This is a genomic window from Nocardia sp. NPDC050412 (assembly GCF_044458825.1).
Taxonomy (GTDB): domain Bacteria; phylum Actinomycetota; class Actinomycetes; order Mycobacteriales; family Mycobacteriaceae; genus Nocardia.
This window is the reverse complement of the sequence record NZ_JBITIJ010000002.1, coordinates 778,972-796,157: the sequence shown is the minus strand read 5'-3', so window position 1 is coordinate 796,157 and position 17,186 is coordinate 778,972. Positions and strand designations below refer to the sequence as shown.

The 17,186-nt window shown below is 64.9% G+C and carries 15 protein-coding genes; 8 read left to right on the top strand and 7 right to left on the bottom strand.

What is annotated here, in order from left to right; all coding sequences use genetic code 11:
• Nucleotides 1-31: 31 nt before the first annotated feature.
• The 3 genes from ACIBI6_RS07590 to ACIBI6_RS07580 all read left to right on the top strand — a co-directional run bounded on the left by ACIBI6_RS07590 (nt 32) and on the right by ACIBI6_RS07580 (nt 3,497).
• Entirely contained in the window at nt 32-2,290 is a 2,259-nt protein-coding gene (locus ACIBI6_RS07590; protein ID WP_396955574.1) for a serine/threonine-protein kinase, read from the top strand.
• A 122-nt stretch (nt 2,291-2,412) separates the two neighbouring features.
• Nucleotides 2,413-2,736: a DUF4913 domain-containing protein gene (locus tag ACIBI6_RS07585; protein WP_396955573.1), complete on the top strand. Its 324-nt coding sequence runs from the start codon at nt 2,413-2,415 to the stop codon at nt 2,734-2,736.
• 44 nt (nt 2,737-2,780) lie between these two features.
• The gene (locus ACIBI6_RS07580; protein WP_396955572.1) at nt 2,781-3,497 is read left to right on the top strand and encodes a metal-dependent hydrolase; all 717 of its coding nucleotides are present in this window, start codon (nt 2,781-2,783) and stop codon (nt 3,495-3,497) included.
• 291 nt (nt 3,498-3,788) lie between these two features.
• Here the strand turns inward: ACIBI6_RS07580 and ACIBI6_RS07575 are convergent, their stop codons facing one another.
• Entirely contained in the window at nt 3,789-4,274 is a 486-nt protein-coding gene (locus tag ACIBI6_RS07575; RefSeq protein WP_396955571.1) for a carboxymuconolactone decarboxylase family protein, read from the bottom strand.
• Nucleotides 4,275-4,443: 169 nt separating this feature from the next.
• Here ACIBI6_RS07575 and ACIBI6_RS07570 point away from each other — a divergent pair, with 169 nt between their 5' ends.
• The 3 genes from ACIBI6_RS07570 (at nt 4,444) to ACIBI6_RS07560 (ending at nt 7,988) form a co-directional block, all read left to right on the top strand.
• On the top strand, nt 4,444-5,382 hold the full coding sequence (locus ACIBI6_RS07570) for an RNA polymerase sigma-70 factor (protein ID WP_396955570.1): 939 nt from the start codon (nt 4,444-4,446) through the stop codon (nt 5,380-5,382).
• Between the two features lie 302 nt (nt 5,383-5,684).
• Nucleotides 5,685-6,689 (top strand): SMP-30/gluconolactonase/LRE family protein, encoded by a 1,005-nt coding sequence (locus ACIBI6_RS07565; RefSeq protein ID WP_396955569.1) that lies wholly within the window; start codon nt 5,685-5,687, stop codon nt 6,687-6,689.
• 48 nt (nt 6,690-6,737) lie between these two features.
• Nucleotides 6,738-7,988, top strand: a complete 1,251-nt coding sequence (locus ACIBI6_RS07560; RefSeq protein WP_396955568.1) for a lipase family alpha/beta hydrolase — start codon at nt 6,738-6,740, stop codon at nt 7,986-7,988.
• 15 nt (nt 7,989-8,003) lie between these two features.
• Here the strand turns inward: ACIBI6_RS07560 and ACIBI6_RS07555 are convergent, their stop codons facing one another.
• Nucleotides 8,004-9,098 (bottom strand): hypothetical protein, encoded by a 1,095-nt coding sequence (locus ACIBI6_RS07555; protein ID WP_364348104.1) that lies wholly within the window; start codon nt 9,096-9,098, stop codon nt 8,004-8,006.
• Nucleotides 9,099-9,280: 182 nt separating this feature from the next.
• Between ACIBI6_RS07555 and ACIBI6_RS07550 the strand changes: the two genes are divergently transcribed.
• Nucleotides 9,281-10,078: a DUF2470 domain-containing protein gene (locus ACIBI6_RS07550; protein ID WP_364348101.1), complete on the top strand. Its 798-nt coding sequence runs from the start codon at nt 9,281-9,283 to the stop codon at nt 10,076-10,078.
• Between the two features lie 182 nt (nt 10,079-10,260).
• Nucleotides 10,261-10,986 (top strand): TetR/AcrR family transcriptional regulator, encoded by a 726-nt coding sequence (locus tag ACIBI6_RS07545; protein ID WP_396955567.1) that lies wholly within the window; start codon nt 10,261-10,263, stop codon nt 10,984-10,986.
• 163 nt (nt 10,987-11,149) lie between these two features.
• On the opposite strand, the gene ACIBI6_RS07540 is transcribed toward ACIBI6_RS07545, so the two are convergent.
• The 5 genes from ACIBI6_RS07540 to ACIBI6_RS07520 all read right to left on the bottom strand — a co-directional run bounded on the left by ACIBI6_RS07540 (nt 11,150) and on the right by ACIBI6_RS07520 (nt 16,708).
• Nucleotides 11,150-11,332 carry a hypothetical protein gene (locus ACIBI6_RS07540; RefSeq protein WP_396955566.1) on the bottom strand — a complete coding sequence of 61 codons (183 nt, stop codon included), beginning with the start codon at nt 11,330-11,332 and terminating at the stop codon, nt 11,150-11,152.
• Nucleotides 11,333-11,659 carry a hypothetical protein gene (locus ACIBI6_RS07535; RefSeq protein ID WP_396955565.1) on the bottom strand — a complete coding sequence of 109 codons (327 nt, stop codon included), beginning with the start codon at nt 11,657-11,659 and terminating at the stop codon, nt 11,333-11,335.
• Between the two features lie 279 nt (nt 11,660-11,938).
• A complete protein-coding gene (locus tag ACIBI6_RS07530; protein WP_396955564.1) occupies nt 11,939-13,210 on the bottom strand; it encodes an ABC transporter substrate-binding protein in 1,272 nt (423 codons plus the stop codon).
• A gap of 37 nt (nt 13,211-13,247) precedes the next feature.
• Nucleotides 13,248-14,024, bottom strand: coding sequence for an ABC transporter ATP-binding protein (locus ACIBI6_RS07525; protein WP_364348089.1), 777 nt, complete (start codon nt 14,022-14,024; stop codon nt 13,248-13,250).
• Nucleotides 14,021-16,708 carry an ATP-binding cassette domain-containing protein gene (locus tag ACIBI6_RS07520; RefSeq protein WP_396955563.1) on the bottom strand — a complete coding sequence of 896 codons (2,688 nt, stop codon included), beginning with the start codon at nt 16,706-16,708 and terminating at the stop codon, nt 14,021-14,023. Before ACIBI6_RS07520 ends, ACIBI6_RS07525 begins: the two co-directional genes overlap by 4 nt.
• Between the last annotated feature and the right edge of the window lie 478 nt (nt 16,709-17,186).

The following is a 17,186-nucleotide window of genomic DNA, read 5'->3' as shown; positions in this document are numbered from 1 at the left end:
CCGGACACCAACCTGATCGAGTGAGCCGACGATGAATACCCAGCTCGGCGCGGTACCACCGGAGCACGGTGGGGATCGCGCGATGGCTGCTCAGGCCGTATTGGCCAGGGCGGTCGCCGATTTCGCGGGTGAGTGGGAGGCCGCGGGCGAACCACCCGAGCTGACCCCGCATCTGCCCACCGAGACCGCACTGCGGCGGTCGGCACTCATCGAGTTGATCAAGGTGGATCTGCATCACCGGTCGATCCGCAAGAAGGCCGAAAAGCGCCTCGACGAATACCTGGCCGAATTTCCCGAACTCGACACCGCCCCACTGCCACCGGATCTGATCTACGAGGAGATCACCGCGCGCCGCCAGTTCGATAAGGATCTGGATCTCACCGAATACGAACAGCGGTATTCGCAACAGATGGCGCGGATCGCCGACCGCCTCGATGGCGATCACTTCCGCAGCACCGTCCTGACCGACCCCGCCGCACTCGCGACGCTCGACTCCATCAAACCCGGTGCGACCGTTGACGATTTCGATATGTTGATCCTGCTCGGCCAGGGCGCGTTCGGCCGAGTCTTCCTGGCACGGCAGCGCTCGATGCGGCGACTCGTCGCGGTCAAGATCTCCCATGATCGCGGCAGCGAGGGACAGACGCTGGCCCAGCTCGACCACGAGAACATCGTGCGGGTCTTCGATCAACGCCAGATCGCCGACCGGCACCTGAAATTGATGTACATGCAGTATGTTCCGGGTGGCACCCTGCTCGGCGTGCTGCGGCTGCTGCGCCGAACCGGGGTAGCGGGCAAGACCGGTCGACTACTCCTCGACGCCGTCGACGAGGCGGCCGCCAGCGGCGGCGTGCTGGAACCACAACCATCCCCCACCCGTACCGAGGTCGCGCGGCTGAGCTGGCCGGAAACCGTTGCGTGGCTCGGCAGTCGACTCGCCTCCGCCTTGGACTACGCCAACCACGCAGGCGTGCTGCACCGCGATATCAAACCCGCGAACGTACTGCTCACCGTCGACGGACAACCCAAGCTCGCCGACTTCAATATCAGCTTCAGCCGCCACATTCCAGGTGCCAGCCCCGCCGCTTACTTCGGCGGCTCACTGGCCTACATGTCACCCGAACAGCTCGAAGCCTGCCACCCGACCATGGCCACCACTGCCGCTGACCTCGACACCCGCAGCGACCTCTACGCACTGGCGGTCGTGCTGTGGGAACTGCTCACCGGCCGACTCCCCTTCGACGACGAACGCAGTGCGGGCGAATCCGATACCTCACTGGAACGGATGATCGAACTGCGCCGCCAGCCGGTCCCAGACCGCTTCGCCGCCGATATCCCGCCGGACTGCCCACCAGTATTGCAGCATGCCCTGCTCGCCTGCCTGTCCCCCGATCCCGCCGACCGCTTCGCCACCGGCGCCGAACTCGCCAGTCAACTCGATCTCACCCTGGACCGCACCGCCCGCGATCTCGTCGACCCGCCGGCGCGCAGTATCCGCGCCAAACTGCGGATGCGGCCGATGCCGGTGGTGACGCTGTCCAGCATGCTCGGGCAATTCCTCGGCGCGCTCTATCTTTCCGCGCACAACACGCGACTGCTCGACGCGCGGCTCACCAGCGAGGCGAGCGCCCAACTCCAAGGCCTCGCAACGCTGCTCGGCGCGATCGGCTACCCGCTCGGCATTTTGGCCCTGCTGTATTGGTGCCGTCTTGTGTTCCTGGTTCCCGACGGACTGCGGCGCGGTAAGCACTTCGACGAGCAGACCCTCGCTCGGGCGCGCGCCGATACGCTCGCGTGCGGCGACCGCATCGCGGTGGTCGGATTCGCCGGGTGGGCGTTATCCCTGGTGATCTTCCTGACCCAGTTGTATTACACCGCGAACCTGTCCAGCGGGTTCACCTTCAATCTCATCGCATCTCATCTGGTCGCGGCCGCGGTCGCGGTGGTGTACTCGTATTTCCCGGTCACCTTCTTCGTACTGCGCTGGTACTATCCGGGTTTGCTCGGTACCGGGCAGACCTCCCCCGATGACGCCCTCCGATTGCGGCGGCTCGCTCGGCGCATCCGGATCTACCTCGGCATCGCCGCCTCGGTTCCCCTGATCGGCGTGGCAGGTGGTCTGGTCTATCTCGACGCTGCGCAGCAGCAGATGGTGATCGGTCCCATCGTGATCCTGTGCGTGGTCAGTCTCTTCGCATTCGTCGGCGCGCTGCGGGTGTTCTACGCATTGGAATCGGATCTGCACGCCCTCCATCGCATCGTGGATCCGCGTTCGCGGCGCACGGGTTAGCTTTTTCAAAGGTTTCCCAAAGGACCTCAGCAGATTTCGTGACTACTCTCGAAGCTGTTCGGAATGCCACTGGCCTCGGGGGCGCCATGAAAGAACAGCGGACACAGGTCTACGGATCGGTCGTGGAGTTCGTCGAGAACTATCTGGCCGAGGTCTATCGGCGCAAAGTGGCCGACAACGGCGTGGCCTGGTGCCCGGAATGGTGGCGGCACACCGAGGCCGTGGCACGGCTCGAGGCGCTCTGGCAATCCTGGGAACTCTATCGGCTCAACGGCGAATTGGGCCTGTCACTATGGTTTCTCGACCATGCCGATAGCCATATGGACATGCTGTTCGACCTCAAGGGACCGTTCGCGGGCTGTTCCATGCACAATGGCCACACCGACCGTGTCTGGCCGCTCTCGGTGAAATCCCCTCCTCCCGAGACGTTTTCAACCGCCGGCTAGTCGCGTTTGTTTGAAACAGGTTGTGGTCAACTAATCTTCATGCGGTGCTAGGACATTCACATGCGACCAGTGGCGCTTTCGCCTGGTCGGTAGCAGCGGCCACGCTGCCCATTTCGGCGTTGGTCTATCCGGTATTGCCCACTGGCGACGCGCACCTCGGTGCCGTCGAGGTATTGCTCGGAACCTTTCTGACAGCAGGGGCCGCGCTGCTGCCCGATGCGGACCATCCGAACGGCACCATCGCACATGTGCTCGGTCCGCTCTCCTATCACCTGTGTCGCTTGATTTCCTGGATCTCCGGCGGACATCGGCACGCCACCCACTCGTTCGCCTTCGTGATCGCTGTCGCCTATGGGACCTGGGCCGGTGAGCATTGGCTCGGAAGGTATTTCACACTCGGATTGGTGTTCTTCCTGCTCGCACTGGCCGTGCGGGCACTGCATCTGTGCCCTCCCGGGGAGGGCATCCAGGCGTGGGGCACGATCGTAATCCTGGCCGCGGCAGGCACGTTCGTGATGGATCACTGGATCAGCGACAAACCGGCATGGTTGCCGTTTTCCGTCGGGCTCGGGGCGCTGGCCCATCTAGCCGGTGATTGCCTCACCGATAAGGGGTGCCGACTGTTCTGGCCGTTCCCGTTGCGTACCTGCGTGCCGGTGATCGAACGGACCGGGAACAAAGTCGAGATCTGGATCCTGTCACCGTTTTTCACGCTTGCCACACTTGCCGTGCTCTGGCACGTCTTCTCCGTCAATCCCTAGTTCCCCGCTGCTGCGGCCGTCACTGGGCGCAGCAGCGGGGGCTCCCCTTGTCCTGTGCTGTTTTTTGAGGTGGGCGGGATTTGGTGAGTTAGAGTTCGAGAGTTATATAGTTAAATACGCATATCTAAATAGGGCGATGTATTTTAGAGCGCTGGGCCCATAGAAGCCCCGAATACGTTCCCCGCGAACCGCCTCGAGATCCCTGCGACGTCGTCGGCGATCGCCGGACGCAGTGCTCCCCCATCCGTGGATCCCGGCCCGAATGATCTTGGGCCGGGATCCACGTGTGGATCAGCTCGCCACGCTCTCGAACGTGCCGGGCACGTAGGAGCCACCCTTGGTCTGCGTAATCACCAGGAGCCGGTTGGCGGCATTGATCATCGCGACCAAGTAGACGAGCGCGGCGATCTGGTTGTCGTCGTAGTGCTCGCGCACCTGAGCCCAGGTCTCGTCGGACACACCGAGATTCGCGTCGGCGAGACGAGTGCCCTCCTCCGCGAACGCCAGCGCGGCCCGCTCGGCCTCGCTGAACACAGTGGACTCACGCCAGGCAGCGACCAGATTGATCCGAACCGCTGGTTCGCCGGCGGCCGCCAGCTCTTTGGCGTGGGCGTCGACGCAATAACCGCAGCCGTTGATCTGGCTGGCGCGCAACTCCACCAGCTCCACTGTGGACTTCGGTAGCGACGACTCCATGATCGCCAGGCTGGTGCTGGCGAACCGCTTGCCGATCTTGGCGCCGAGCTCGTTGCCGTTCAGGTTGAAACGGGGTTCCATGACTTCGGTCCTTACTGGTTGTGCTGAATCGAACGACCATGAGACGGCCCCGCCCCGATCCGCGTAACAGCCCTTGGATGTGACGCACACCACCGTCGTCTCGCTGTTACAAAACAACAGGACCCGACGTCTGATGGGTGACAAAGTCGAGAGTGAACAGGAGCCGCCCATGCCCGGCATGTCGCAGTCCACGCCCACCGGCCGCGGCGCGCGCAGCAGCCGCGAGGACCATCCGAACTCCGCGACGGAAGCGTTCATCGCGCACCGCAACCTGCTCTTCACCGTCGCGTACGAAATGCTCGGCTCGGCTGCAGACGCCGAAGACGTCCTACAGGAGACCTGGCTGCGCTGGGCAGGCGTCGATCTCGACACAGTGCAGGATCACCGGGCGTACCTGGTCCGAATCGCCACCCGCCAGTCGCTCGACCGGCTGCGTGCGCTCGGGCGCCGCAAGGAGACCTACGTCGGGCCCTGGCTTCCCGAACCTTTACTGACCGCGCCCGACGTCGCCGAGGACATCGAGTTGGCCGACAGCGTCTCGATGGCGATGCTTTTGGTATTGGAAACCCTCACGCCTATCGAGCGAGCGGTATTCGTACTGCGCGAGGTATTCGATCTGGAGTATGACGAGATCGCCGAAGCGGTCGACAAGAGCCCGGCCGCGGTTCGCCAGCTCGCATACCGGGCACGTTCACACGTCGCCGCGCGCCGGCCACGCGGGGTGGTTTCCGTGGACGAGACGCGAGACGCGCTCGCGGCATTCCAGCGGGCCGTCGAAACCGGCGAACTGCAGAGCCTGCTCGACATTCTCGCACCGGATGTCGTCTTCCTCGGCGACGGCGGCGGACTCGCACAGGCCGCGCTGGTGCCGGTCGTCGGCGCCGACGCGGTGGCCGGCTTCCTCGCTGCCGCGCTCGGAAACCTCACCGCGAGGTCCGCGCAACCCGCCCTCGTCAACGGCTACCCGGCGCTGATCCTGCGCCACGACGGCGATATCGACGCCGTCGTGGCCGCGCGCATCGACGACGGCCTCATTACCGGGATCTACGCTGTGCGCAATCCGGAGAAGCTGTCGCGTTTGCAGCACGAGACCGCCCTGCACCGCTGACATCCCTAAGGGAGCACCTAACTCCCGAACCACGGTGGCGCCCTCCCCTCTCCCCCATTCCGCGCGCCACCACGCGATATCGGGGGTATTGCCCTCTGGTTTCCGACCCGCCCTCTTCATTGTTCAAAGTGATCGGAGCCCATCCCCTCCCTTCCTTGTTGCGTTCGGCGAAGCCGAACGCATTCATTTGCTCTCCATCGAGAAGGACGTATGTTTAGATGCGCATATCTACGTATGGCCATGCCGTGGTGCGAGGTCGGTTCTTGAACGGATGATTGTCGCCACCGGGATAGGCTGAGGCCATGGCCGCCGGATCGATAATGCAGCCGCAACGCTGGACACCGCCGCCTGCCCCACCCCGGGCTCGCGAAACGCGTAGCGCCCCACCACTTGCCCCGGTCGCGCGATTCGAACTGCCCGGCGCGGCACCCGAAGATGTGGTTCGCACCGCCGAGGGTCGGATCATTGCGGGAGTCGATGACGGTTCCATCTACAGCATCGATCCCGCGGACGGTGCGGTGAGCCTGCTGGCGAACACTGGTGGCCGCCCGCTCGGTATGCATGCCGCCACCGATGGGTCGCTGCTGATCTGCGATTTCGATCGCGGCCTGCTGCGGCTGGACAGCGCGGGCGGGATCGAGGTGCTCGTGGCCGAGGTCGAGGGCGAACCACTCCCCTTCGCCAGCAATGTGGTTCGCGCCGAGGACGGCACGATCTACTTCTCCTCGTCGTCGCGCCGCTATCCGCTGGATGAGTGGATGGGCGATCTGCTGGAGCATTCCGGCACCGGCCGCCTGTTCCGCCTCGATCCATCCGGCAAACTCGAAACCCTCATCGACGGACTGCAATTCGCCAATGGCGTGGTCCTCTCCCCCGACGGCTCCTGCGTGCTCGTCGCGGAAACGGGCGCCTACCGCGTGACCCGATACTGGCTGACCGGACCGAAGGCTGGCACCTACGACCGCCTGATCGAGAACCTCCCCGGCTTCCCGGACAATATGGCCCTCGGCAGCGACGCTCTGGTGTGGATCACCCTGCCGTCACCGCGAAATCCATTGCTGGATCGCCTACTTCCCCTGCCCGGCGTTCTGCGCCGGGTCGTCTGGGCACTGCCGCGATGGGTGCAGCCCGAACCACCGCGCACCGTCTGGGTGATGGCTGTCGACTTCGACGGCAAGGTCGTGCACGACCTGCAGACCGAGGGCACCGACTTCGCGATGGTTACCGGCGTTGTCGAGCACAACGGCACCCTCTACCTCGGCAGTCTCACTGAAACCGCGGTCGGAGTCAGCCACATACCGTCCTAGGCCGTGCTCCGACGCGAAAATCTCAGTGCACAGTTGTACACTCAATGAATGAGTGAGCCCGAGCGGCAACGACAGGCCGAGATTCAAGCGCTCGCCCGGTTGGCGGGCGATGAGCTGGGTGGTGCGATCGAGGGGATCGCCGCGGTTCACCGAGCCGTGTCGGACCGGGTGTTCGCGGCGGTGCGACTGGGTGTCGGACCGGCCGCGCAGCCGGTCAAGGTAGTGCACGATGCGATTACCGATGGGGTGTATCGCCTGGTCGGCGGTACTGCGGTGGTTGCCGGAGCGCTTGCCGAGCGCGCCGTGGATATACCCGGCGCTGCGGTGCCCTCACGCACGGTGCGCGGCTCCGGATTCCTCGCCGCGTTGCAGGGGTTGATCGGAGACACGCTCGAGGATGAGCGGCCGATTCTCGCCGGGCCGATGACATTTCGGATCAAAGGCGAGCCCGTCGCGCCGGGCTGGGCCGGCGATGTGGTGTCGAATCCGCGCTCGCGCATCGTGGTTTTCCTGCACGGCCTGGTGGAGACCGAACACGCTTGGCGCCTTGGCGGGCGGCCCAGCTACGCCGAGCGGCTCGAAGCCGACCTCGACTGCACGACGCTGATGGTTCGATACAACAGCGGACTGCACATCTCGAAGAACGCCCGTCTGCTGAACGGGATGCTGCAGCGGTTGGTCGAGAACTGGCCGGTGGAGGTCGAACAGATCGCCCTTGTCGGCCATTCCATGGGCGGCCTGATCGCGCGTGGTGCATGCTATGACGCCGATCAAACCGACCTGCCGTGGGTGCGTCGGGTGCGGCATATCGTCTGTCTCGGATCACCGCATTTGGGCGCGCCGTTGGAGCAGCTCGTCCATTACGCCTCCGCCGCATTGGTGAAAATTCCCGAGACCCGGCCCTTCGGTCGGCTGCTACGCCGCCGCAGTGCGGGCATTCGTGACCTGCACCAGGGTTCGCTCGTCGATGAGGATTGGTACGGTCTGGACGCGGATGCTTTGCGCCGCAGAGTCATTCGCGAGGTGCCGCTGCTCGACTGCGCTGATCATTACTTCGTTACCGCATCGGTCACGCGCAGCCCGCGCCATCCGCTCGGTCGCATCATCGGTGACGGCCTGGTCCTGCCCGCCAGTGGCTCCGGCCGAAATCGGGCTCGCCGCATCGGTTTCGACGACGACAATGGCCTGCATATCCCCGGAGCCAACCATTTCACCCTGCTCAACCACGACGCCGTTTACGAGGCGCTGCTGGGCTGGCTCGCCGCCGATGTGAGTCGGAAGTCGGTGCGGTGTGGTTGATCAGCGGTGCCCGAGTCAGAACAGTTGGTCGGAGTGGGCGTCGGCTTCCCCTCTGACGTCGGCGGCGAACTTGGCTTCGACTTCCGCGTCGGCGCCCGCGGTGTGGGCCGAGTACAGCAGCAGGCAGCCGCGGATGCCGTCGAGGAGATCTTCCAGCAGGTCCAGAGCCGGGCGGGTGGGGTCGAGGTGGCTGATCCGGAATTCGTCGAGAAGGGCGGCGCGGGAGGCGCTGTCGAGATCGAATTTGCGGGCCTGCTCTTCGATTTCGGCGACGCGCCCCACGACTGCCCATGGTGCGGGCACGTGCCCTTCGGAGATCGCCGTGGCCTCGGCGATGAGGTCGACGACGATCTCGGTCGGGGTCTCGCCGCCGGTCAGCCGCTCCAGCACCAGGGTCGGCGTTTCGACCTGCAGTGCCTCGATGTCATCGGCTTCGACGACCACATCGGCGGTTGGCACGCCCGCGAGTTCGCCCGCGACCTCGGCGGCGGCATAGAGCCAGTGCGCGGCCGCGACGGAGGCGGAAGCCGGGTCGAGTTCGGTGAACAGTTCCACGGTGCCGAGGGGGTCGGCGCGTAGCAGGTCGTCGGCGGCCTGCACCTGAGCCGGTGAGACATCCGGGCGTGAGAGTTCGACCGCTTGGCGTGCACGGCCGGACAGATCGCCGAGTTCGGCTGATTCGATGGCGGCCTGTTCGGTGCGGACCTCGGCCGCGATGGTGTCGCGCAGGGCGGAGTCGTCGATGGCGTGCAGGGTGCGTCCGACGCGGTGCGCGGATTCGACTACGCCGCTGTAGGAAACGACGAGGCCGTGGTCGGTCGGCAGGTTCGGGTTCCGGATTCCGGCTTCGACCTCCTTGAAGTTGCGACGCTCCTCCGCGCGGCGCCAGGCCTCGCTATTGGGGACGTCGGGATCGCCTGCGGCGCTTGCCGGATGCGTGTAGGTGCGCCACTGGAACCGGGACAGGGTGGTCAGATTCGACGCCAAACTCGTTGCCTGGTCATGGTTTATCGGTGGCAGCTCGGCCACGGTGGTGGCGAGATCGCCGCGTCCGGTCGCCCAGATGGCGACGAGGGCGTTGCGGTCGGCGTCGAATGCGTATCTGGTCACGCACGCCAGTCTTGCCGATCCGCGGCCGTTGCGCGCGCGATCGATCGGTTCGAGACGCGGTCGTCGGCGTTTCGAATGTCCGATGTCAGCTGCTCCACGCCCCTCGGTGGTTCTGCTGCGCTACCGCGTCCCGGGCGGGATACCGCACTGGATAGCAGTGGATACCTGCGAGGATGGACGGCATGACTCTCGATCACGGTGATCCGGGCGACGCGCCTTCGATTCCACAGCCGACCTCGCCGGTGGCGAATCCGGCTCGCCCTTCGGCGGCCGAGGAGGCCAGAACCGTTGCGGCGGCGACGAATATCGCGACGCTGGCGAGTTTGAGCGAGGACGGCGGTCCGTGGGCGTCGTTCGTCACCTATGGGCTGCTGGAGGGCCAGCCGGTGCTGTGCGTATCGCGGATGGCCGAGCACGGGCGCAATCTCGCGGCGGATCCGCGGGCCAGCCTGTCGGTGGTGTCGCCCGAGGTGCCCGCCGATCCGCTGGCCGGTACTCGTATCACGCTGGCCGGTGTGGTGGAGCGTCCGGTCGGCGATGAGGCTGCGGCGGCGCGCGAGGCGCATCTGGCGGCGGTGCCAGCGGCGAAGTACTACGTGGATTACAGCGATTTCTCGCTGTGGGTGTTGCGGGTGCGGCGCGTTCGATGGGTCGGTGGGTACGGGCGGATGGATTCGGCGACGGCAGAGCAGTATCTGGCGGCCGCGCCGGATCCGGTCGTTCCGGTGGCTGGGCGCGCGATCACGCACCTGAATGACGATCACGCGGACGCGCTGTTGTCGATGGCACAGGTATTGGGCGGATATCCGGACGCGACCGAGGCGAGTTGCGAACGCGCCGACCGGTACGGGCTGGATCTGCGAGTGGTGACATCCCGCGGCGTGGCACGGACACGGGTCGGCTACGCGACGCCGATTGATTCGGCAGGCGAATTGCGCGCGGCGACAGTTGAATTGACGCGGCGTTCGCGCGAGGGCTGATGGCGCATTCCGGCCGCGGTCGCCAGCCGACCGAATAACAGTATACTCAATATCGGTGCCACCCGGCACGGCGACGAGTCGGACGCGTTCCGAGTCGTCGCCTCGCCGACGGTGCATACCGCAGACGACGGCGCGCAGGGCGTCTCGCCGGCGGATCTCGCGGACACCGATGGGAGCCTCACATGACCGATCTTGCTGACCGCATGTCACAGCACGGGCCGAACGACCCGATGATGCCCCGGGCGCATGCGGCCAGATCGGCTCGTGCCGCGCGTAGCCGTCAGATAGTCGCAAGCGCCGGCGAAGTTTTCGCGACGCGCGGCTACCACGGCACCAGCATGGATCAGCTCGCGCGGCGATCAGGTATCAGCAAACCCACTCTGTACCAGTACTTTCCGAGCAAATTGGAGCTGTATCTGGCGGTATTGCAACAGCATCTCGACAGACTCGTGTCCACTGTCCACGACGCCCTGCATTCGACCGATGACAACCATGGGCGGCTATCCGCGGCGGTGCATGCCTATTTCGACTTCGTCGACGATGATCCCGCCGGATTCCGGCTGGTCTTCGAGTCGGAGGTGCCGACAGAGCCATCCGTGCAGTGGCGCGTAGGGCAGGCCAACGCAGCCTGCATCGGCGCGGTGCACGATCTACTCATCCGAGACTCCGGCCTCGGTCCGCAACGCGCGTGGGCATTCGCGGTCGGGCTTGTCGGCGCCAGCCAGTTCACCTCGCGGTACTGGCTCAACGCCGATCGACCCATACCCAAGGAGCAAGCCGTCGAAATCACCGTCACACTCTGCTGGGGCGGTCTGTCGGATGTACCGCTTCGGACGGTTTCCGCCCCACGGAAAGAGGACAATCAATTCGACCCGGCCCGTACTATCTCGAGCCGATGTTCAGAGTAAGGCTCGGAGTCCGGACGCCGATTCTGGCGATCGCGCTCGTTCCGAGCCTGTCCCTGCTCGTGGTCGGCGCGAGTACCGCGGGATACCTGGTTGCCGAGAGAAAATCGAACAGGCCGGGCGGCCGCGCGTCGCCACCTGAGTCGCAGAGACGCACCGCGCCGATTCAGAGGCGATGTGCGACGTTGTACTGGCGGTGCGGATCGGATTCGGCCATGTTATTGCGCCGCCTCTCCATCACCGACGAAAGCCGGACGCCGCTCTCGGTGAGCGGCGTCGTTGGTGAATTGCTCTCGTGCGCGGTCGATTCCGATGGCGGGTGCTGTGCGGCGATGACCACGGCCATCATTCACCCACCCACAGGGTGGGCAAAATGGTCGAGAACTCCACCCGCGAACCGCCATTGAAGGTAGATCGCGGTGAGGTTCACCGCCGAAGCGGCAAGCGCGAGCAAATAGACATAAAGCAACACATTGCTCGCGTCCGGATTAGTTGCGACCTCGGTGATCAGCAGCGCAGCCCAGAGCGCGGTGAGGGCGATAAAAGGGCCACGTAGCCGAATCGGACACACCTGGACGTAACAGGGATCGGGTCCGTTCGGGCGAGAGGCGAGGCTGCGACGCCGCTCCGGAATCACCAACCAACGCAGGAGCCCGGCGATGACTGCAGTCAGCACAATGACAGCGATGAGATGCAAAGGACGCGTGTCTTTCCTCGTGTGAGATTCCTTCGGCTTGCATGAATAGATTCGGTTACATGTGCAGTGGGCGATAGCCACCCATGGGGTGGACATCGCCCACCCCCGAAGGATTTCTCGCTGGAGATCGACAAGCCGTTGCGCGAACCGATGGCCAGCCCTGTCCTTATGTCTGCGGTGGCGATCAACCCAACGGGTTTCAAATGCATCGGCGAGGCGGCCCAACGCCACCGCCTCGCCGAATACGGGTTCGGATGGCTATGACGGCGTGAGTGCCTTCATCAGCGCAGCGGCAGTTGCCTGGTCGATGCACGTCGGCTTACCACCGTTGGCAGAGTGGAATACTCCGCCTTTGGTGTTTCCGGTGAAGTAGCACAGCGGGAACCCCGGTTGGCCTTCAGGGAAGGTCAGCGGCGGAGCGAGACCGTCGAGGGTCTCTTCGCGCAGTGCGCGCAGTCCCTTGATCGCATCCGCGCTCGTCGAAGACGGGGAGAGGTTGGCTGCTTTGGCCGCCGCCAGGAACAGTTGCCCACCTGCCCAGGGCCACAGCAGCGGCGCGCTGAAGTCCCCGCTGCCCCGAAGACCGGGAATGTATTTGTCGAGGGCGTCACCGAAGTCCTTGATGGCGGGAATCGAGTCATCGGTGTACAGCGCGTTCGAGCCCGCGAAGATACTGCCCTCGAAGTTCGGGTCCGTGGCCCACGCTCTCTGCAGGCTCACGCCGGTAGGAGCCTGAATCGGTTTGTAACCTTGCTGTGCGCACGATGCCGCGATGCGCGAAATCGCCTCGACGGAGACGCCGGGGAATACGGCGTCGACACCCTTATCCTTGAATGCGAGACAGGGAGCGATGTAGTTCGGCGCGGCAATCGCGACTTTCTCCGCAGAGAATCCCAGACCAGCCTGTTCGGCCATTGGTTTCAGCATCTGTGGAAGCTGCTCGCAGACCGGGATTTCGGCACAATAGTAGACGCCGAGGGTCTTCGCCCCCGCCTGCTTGGCCTGGGCTACCTCACCCAGCATCAACACCGGCAGCGTGGTTCCGGAGGCGAAGAAGTTCGGGTCGGTGATGAACGGGGCGTCGACCGGCTGTCCGCCGATGACCGGGATGCCCTTGCTGTCGACATAGTTCTGCCAGCTCGAACTGACCAGGCTGGTCTGGCCGACGATTGCGACCACCCTGTCCTGTTCTACCAGTTTCTTCGCGACGGCCAGCGCTGTTGTCGGATTCTGCTCGTCGTCGTATGAGACGAGCTTGACCGGGTGCCCATTGATTCCGCCACGATCGTTGACCCACGACGCCCATGCCTGTAGCACGTCGCTGGCGTGTCCCACCGACGCCGCGGCTGGGCCGGTGCAGCTGCAAATCGACCCGATGAGAATCGGATCGCCATTCAGCCCGCCGTCGGAAACCTTCACCGGGCCAACGGATTCGGTCCCGCCGCTCGTCGAGTCGGCGGAACACGACGAGAGCGCGAGCGCCGCCGCCAGCACCGGTGCGACCCACCACAGAAACCTTGTTTTCCTCATTACTCCACTCCTGTACGGATACCGAGCATTCGATTCGCTACGCCCATCGCCCGGCCGCGGTTCCGGGTGGGTGTCCTGCCGGCGACGCCGGCAAGTCTGTGTGACCGCTGTCGATGCCGAGATAGTTCTGCAGCACGGCAGCTCGGTCGATGTCAACGGCGGGCCCGGCGAACGCGACAGTGCCGCGGCTGAGCAACACCACGCGATCGGCCATCGTCATGGCGTGATCCACGTACTGCTCGACCAGGACAATCGCCGAGCCGGTAGTACGCAATTCGCCGAGCGCCGCGAAGATCTCGTCCACGACGAGCGGAGCCAGGCCCATGGACACCTCGTCGAGCAGCACAACCGATGGATCTGCCAGCCAGGCACGCCCCAGTGCCAGCATCTGCTGCTGGCCACCGGACAGCGAGCCGGCCCGTTGATCGAGCTTCGCCCGCAGCGCGGGGAAGATATCGAGCACGTCGTCGGTACTACCTCGGCGCCACGGCGGCGTCAGGAGGCGCAGGTTCTCCCGAACCGTCAAGTCCGCGAATACACCTCGGCCTTCGGGGATCAGGCACAGCCCCGCGCGGGCGCGACGCACAGGACGAGCGCGGGTCAGATCGGCCCCGCCTATCGACACCGTCCCCGATCGGGCCGGAAGTAGCCCGGAGGCCACCCGCAGCAGCGTCGACTTTCCGGCGCCGTTCGGCCCGAGCAGCGCCACGACCGACCCGGGGGCAACCGCGAGGTCGACGTCGTGGAGCACGATCGTGGTGCCGTATCCCGCGGTGATCGAGCGCAATTGGAGCGCGTAGTCGGTCTCGGTCATGCGACGGGCTCCGTCATCCCGCGTTCGTCGGTGACCGGCTCGCCGAGGTAGGCGTGCTGCACTACCACCGAAGCGCGAACCTGCGCGGGCGAGCCCCGGAATATCAGGCGACCGAAGTCGAGTACGAAGATCTCCTCACAGATCTCGAGCACCAGCGACATATCGTGCTCTACCAGAACGATTCCGACGCCACGGGCGGCGACGACCTGCCGCAGAATCTGTCCGAAGCGCACGGTTTCCGAGCGATCCAGGCCAGCACTGGGCTCGTCGAGCAACAGGATCCGGTACGGCCCGGCAAGACATCTGGCGAGTTCGACCAGTCTTCGTTGCCCGGTGGACAGTGCACCGACGCGAGAATCCGCGATGGATTCGATACCGCACAACGCCATCGCGGAGGCCGTCGCGGTGCGCACCCGCCGGGCCTGTCCGTGCGCCGAGACCAGTTGGGCCAGCGGGTTCGCACCGGCGAGTGGACCTTCGGCGCCCATCGCGACGTTTTCGGCGACAGTAAGGGAGTCGAACAGTTCGGTCTGCTGAAAGGTTCGCCCGATGCCCAGCCGCGCCCGGCGCGCGGTCGAGGCTCGGCTGATCACCAGGTCCTGCAGTCGCACCTCGCCTGCGTTGGCTTGGACGAGACCGGTGCAGGCATCGAAGGTCGTGGTCTTGCCTGCCCCGTTTGGGCCGATGAGTCCGGTGATCCGCCCGGTGCACGCGTCGAACGAGAGTCCGTCGACTGCCACTACGCCGCCGAAGCGAACCGAAAGATCGTGGACGTCCAGCACCGTTGCGGGCTGCTCGGTGGCGGGTTCCGCGGCGAAGACCACCGAGGACCGGTGCAGGCGAAAAGCGTTGTCCAGCCAGGATCGAATCGGCACGGGAACTTCGAGTCGGCTCGCGGTGGCGGCGCGCAGCACCACCAGAATGCCGAACAGGACCTGCAGCCACAGCGACATTCCCACGACTTGGAGATAGGACGGCACCAGGATCAACGCCACCGCGGCCAGCAGCGGATACCAAGGCTCCCGGCCCACCACGACGACAATGACCGCGAAATAAGTAACCGATAGCAGCGGCTGATAATTCGCCGCCGAGGCAGTGGTCTGGGCCATTCCGGCGAGTGCGCCACCCAATGCGGCAAGAAATGCCGAAACGCAGAAGACGAGAACGCGGGTGACTTCGATTGTGACACCAGTGGTCCGCAACGCGGTCGGCGATTCGGCCAGCCCCCGGAGCAATCGTCCGAGCCTGCTCTTGTCCAACACCACCACAATCAGCGTGCCTACCGTGGCCAGCACCAGCACTAAACGGTAGAACGACGGGTCGGAGTCGAGTCCGAATACGCTGGGGCGCGGCATTTTCAGGCCCAGACCACTGGTGCCGAACATGTAGGGCTCGCTGTAGAACATCATCTGAACTACGACGCCGAATCCGAAGGTCGCCAACGCCAGATACAGGCCGCTGAGTCGAATAGCCGGAATCGACAACACCGCACCGATCGGTAGGACCACCAGTCCGCAGCCGATGAACGCGAGCGGCCACGGCCACTGCCGATCGACAGCCAGGTGCGAGAACGCGCAGGCTCCGATCGCGGTGAAAGCCATGTGGCACAGCGAGACTTGACCGGACGTGCGGACCAACAGACCGAGCGACAGAAAGACGAGCGTCATCGCCAGCGCCACAGTCCAATCCGTCAAATGGATGCCCGCGAACGACGGAACCAGCGCGAGCACCACCAACACCACGACCGCCCCCGCGGATTGCAACGCCGGTGGCGCAGTCCAACCGGACCGGATCCGCCGGACCGCTCGGTCCCGGTCCACCAGGTAGCGGCGTGGCATGATCAGCAGCACGAGAAACAACGCCAAGAACGGCAATGCGGTGGGAACTCCCGCGGCCACCCCGGTGGTGAAGTAGTGCGTAGCCAACGCGGCGAGCACCCCGATGAGCAGTCCACCGCCGAAACTCCAAGGCAGACTGGTGAATCGGCCGATGGCCGCCGCCCCGAAAGCCTGGACGACCAGCAACGTCAACTGCATGGGATCGAGCGGAATCAACGGCGCGAACAGCACACCGGACAGCGATGCCAAACCAGTGCCGACACACCAGGCCGATCGTCGCGTGCGCACCGAGCTCGTCCCGGCCAGATCCAGCAATGCCGCGTTCCCGACGACCGCGCGCATCGCGATACCACCTCGGGTGAACCGCAGCGCGGCCGATAACGCGACGGTCGCCAGTACCGCGACGCCGAACGTTGATACATCCGACCACTGCACCCGGACACCGAAGGCGGCGAATCCGCCCTGGGGCAGGAAGACCGGAACGATCCGCGGCGTCGTCTGCCCGTAGTACAGACTCGCCCCCGCCTGGACAACCAGCAGAATGCCGACCGTCGCGGCGATCCGCAGTTCCGAACTCGCCCGGTCTACAACGCGGGCCAGCAATTCCAGTGCCATGCCCATGGTCGGGCCGATCCCGAGCACACAAATCGCCAGGGCGAGCGGCCATACGACACCATCGATGATGTGCAACGTGTAGAACGCGTACGCCGACACGGTGGCCATAGCGCCGTGGGCGAAGTTGAATACTCCCGACGTCTTATAGGTGAGCACCAAACCCGTTGCGGCCAGCCCATAAACCGAGCCGGATACAATTCCGGCGATCACGAACGGCAAGAGATCTGCCACGATGTACTCCAATTTTCGCTGATCTCCGACCGACCGCGACCGTGCGGAAGTGCCGGCGCGGACTTGCCTGACCTGGTCGGCTGCTGATCGAACGGCTGGGCGAGCTGTGCCAGGTCAGTGTCGACGGCTGACGCATGCCTCGCCACGGGAACCCACCGCTCCTGCCTCGCAACAGAATTCGACGGCGCAAAAACAAAAAGCCGGGCAGCGATGCAGGTCATTAGAAGGGAATTCACACTCCGCTTGCGGACGCCGATGTACTGCCACTCGTCGACGCCCCGGACATGCGTCGGCGACTGGAACCGCCGACCACTGCTGTGCCGATCTACGCCGGTATCGTCCACGAGAAGCCCGAGGCGTAACGAGTCGTCACGGCACTGACGCAGGCCGGTCAGTACTAGGCTGTCCATTCGGGGGCCTGAGCACAGGCTGCGGTATGGCTCCGATGACCGAAGCCGAGATGGATCGGGTAGTGCTC

Bases quoted from the DNA above. Each gene is read 5' to 3' on its own strand.
- ACIBI6_RS07565 (WP_396955569.1), top strand. From the start codon at position 5,685: ATGGCCGCCGGATCGATAATGCAGCCGCAACGCTGGACACCGCCGCCT.
- ACIBI6_RS07545 (WP_396955567.1), top strand. From the start codon at position 10,261: ATGACCGATCTTGCTGACCGCATGTCACAGCACGGGCCGAACGACCCG.
- ACIBI6_RS07570 (WP_396955570.1), top strand. From the start codon at position 4,444: ATGCCCGGCATGTCGCAGTCCACGCCCACCGGCCGCGGCGCGCGCAGC.
- ACIBI6_RS07530 (WP_396955564.1), bottom strand. From the start codon at position 13,210: ATGAGGAAAACAAGGTTTCTGTGGTGGGTCGCACCGGTGCTGGCGGCG.
- ACIBI6_RS07560 (WP_396955568.1), top strand. From the start codon at position 6,738: ATGAGTGAGCCCGAGCGGCAACGACAGGCCGAGATTCAAGCGCTCGCC.
- ACIBI6_RS07590 (WP_396955574.1), top strand. From the start codon at position 32: ATGAATACCCAGCTCGGCGCGGTACCACCGGAGCACGGTGGGGATCGC.
- ACIBI6_RS07575 (WP_396955571.1), bottom strand. From the start codon at position 4,274: ATGGAACCCCGTTTCAACCTGAACGGCAACGAGCTCGGCGCCAAGATC.
- ACIBI6_RS07525 (WP_364348089.1), bottom strand. From the start codon at position 14,024: ATGACCGAGACCGACTACGCGCTCCAATTGCGCTCGATCACCGCGGGA.
- ACIBI6_RS07540 (WP_396955566.1), bottom strand. From the start codon at position 11,332: ATGATGGCCGTGGTCATCGCCGCACAGCACCCGCCATCGGAATCGACC.
- ACIBI6_RS07550 (WP_364348101.1), top strand. From the start codon at position 9,281: ATGACTCTCGATCACGGTGATCCGGGCGACGCGCCTTCGATTCCACAG.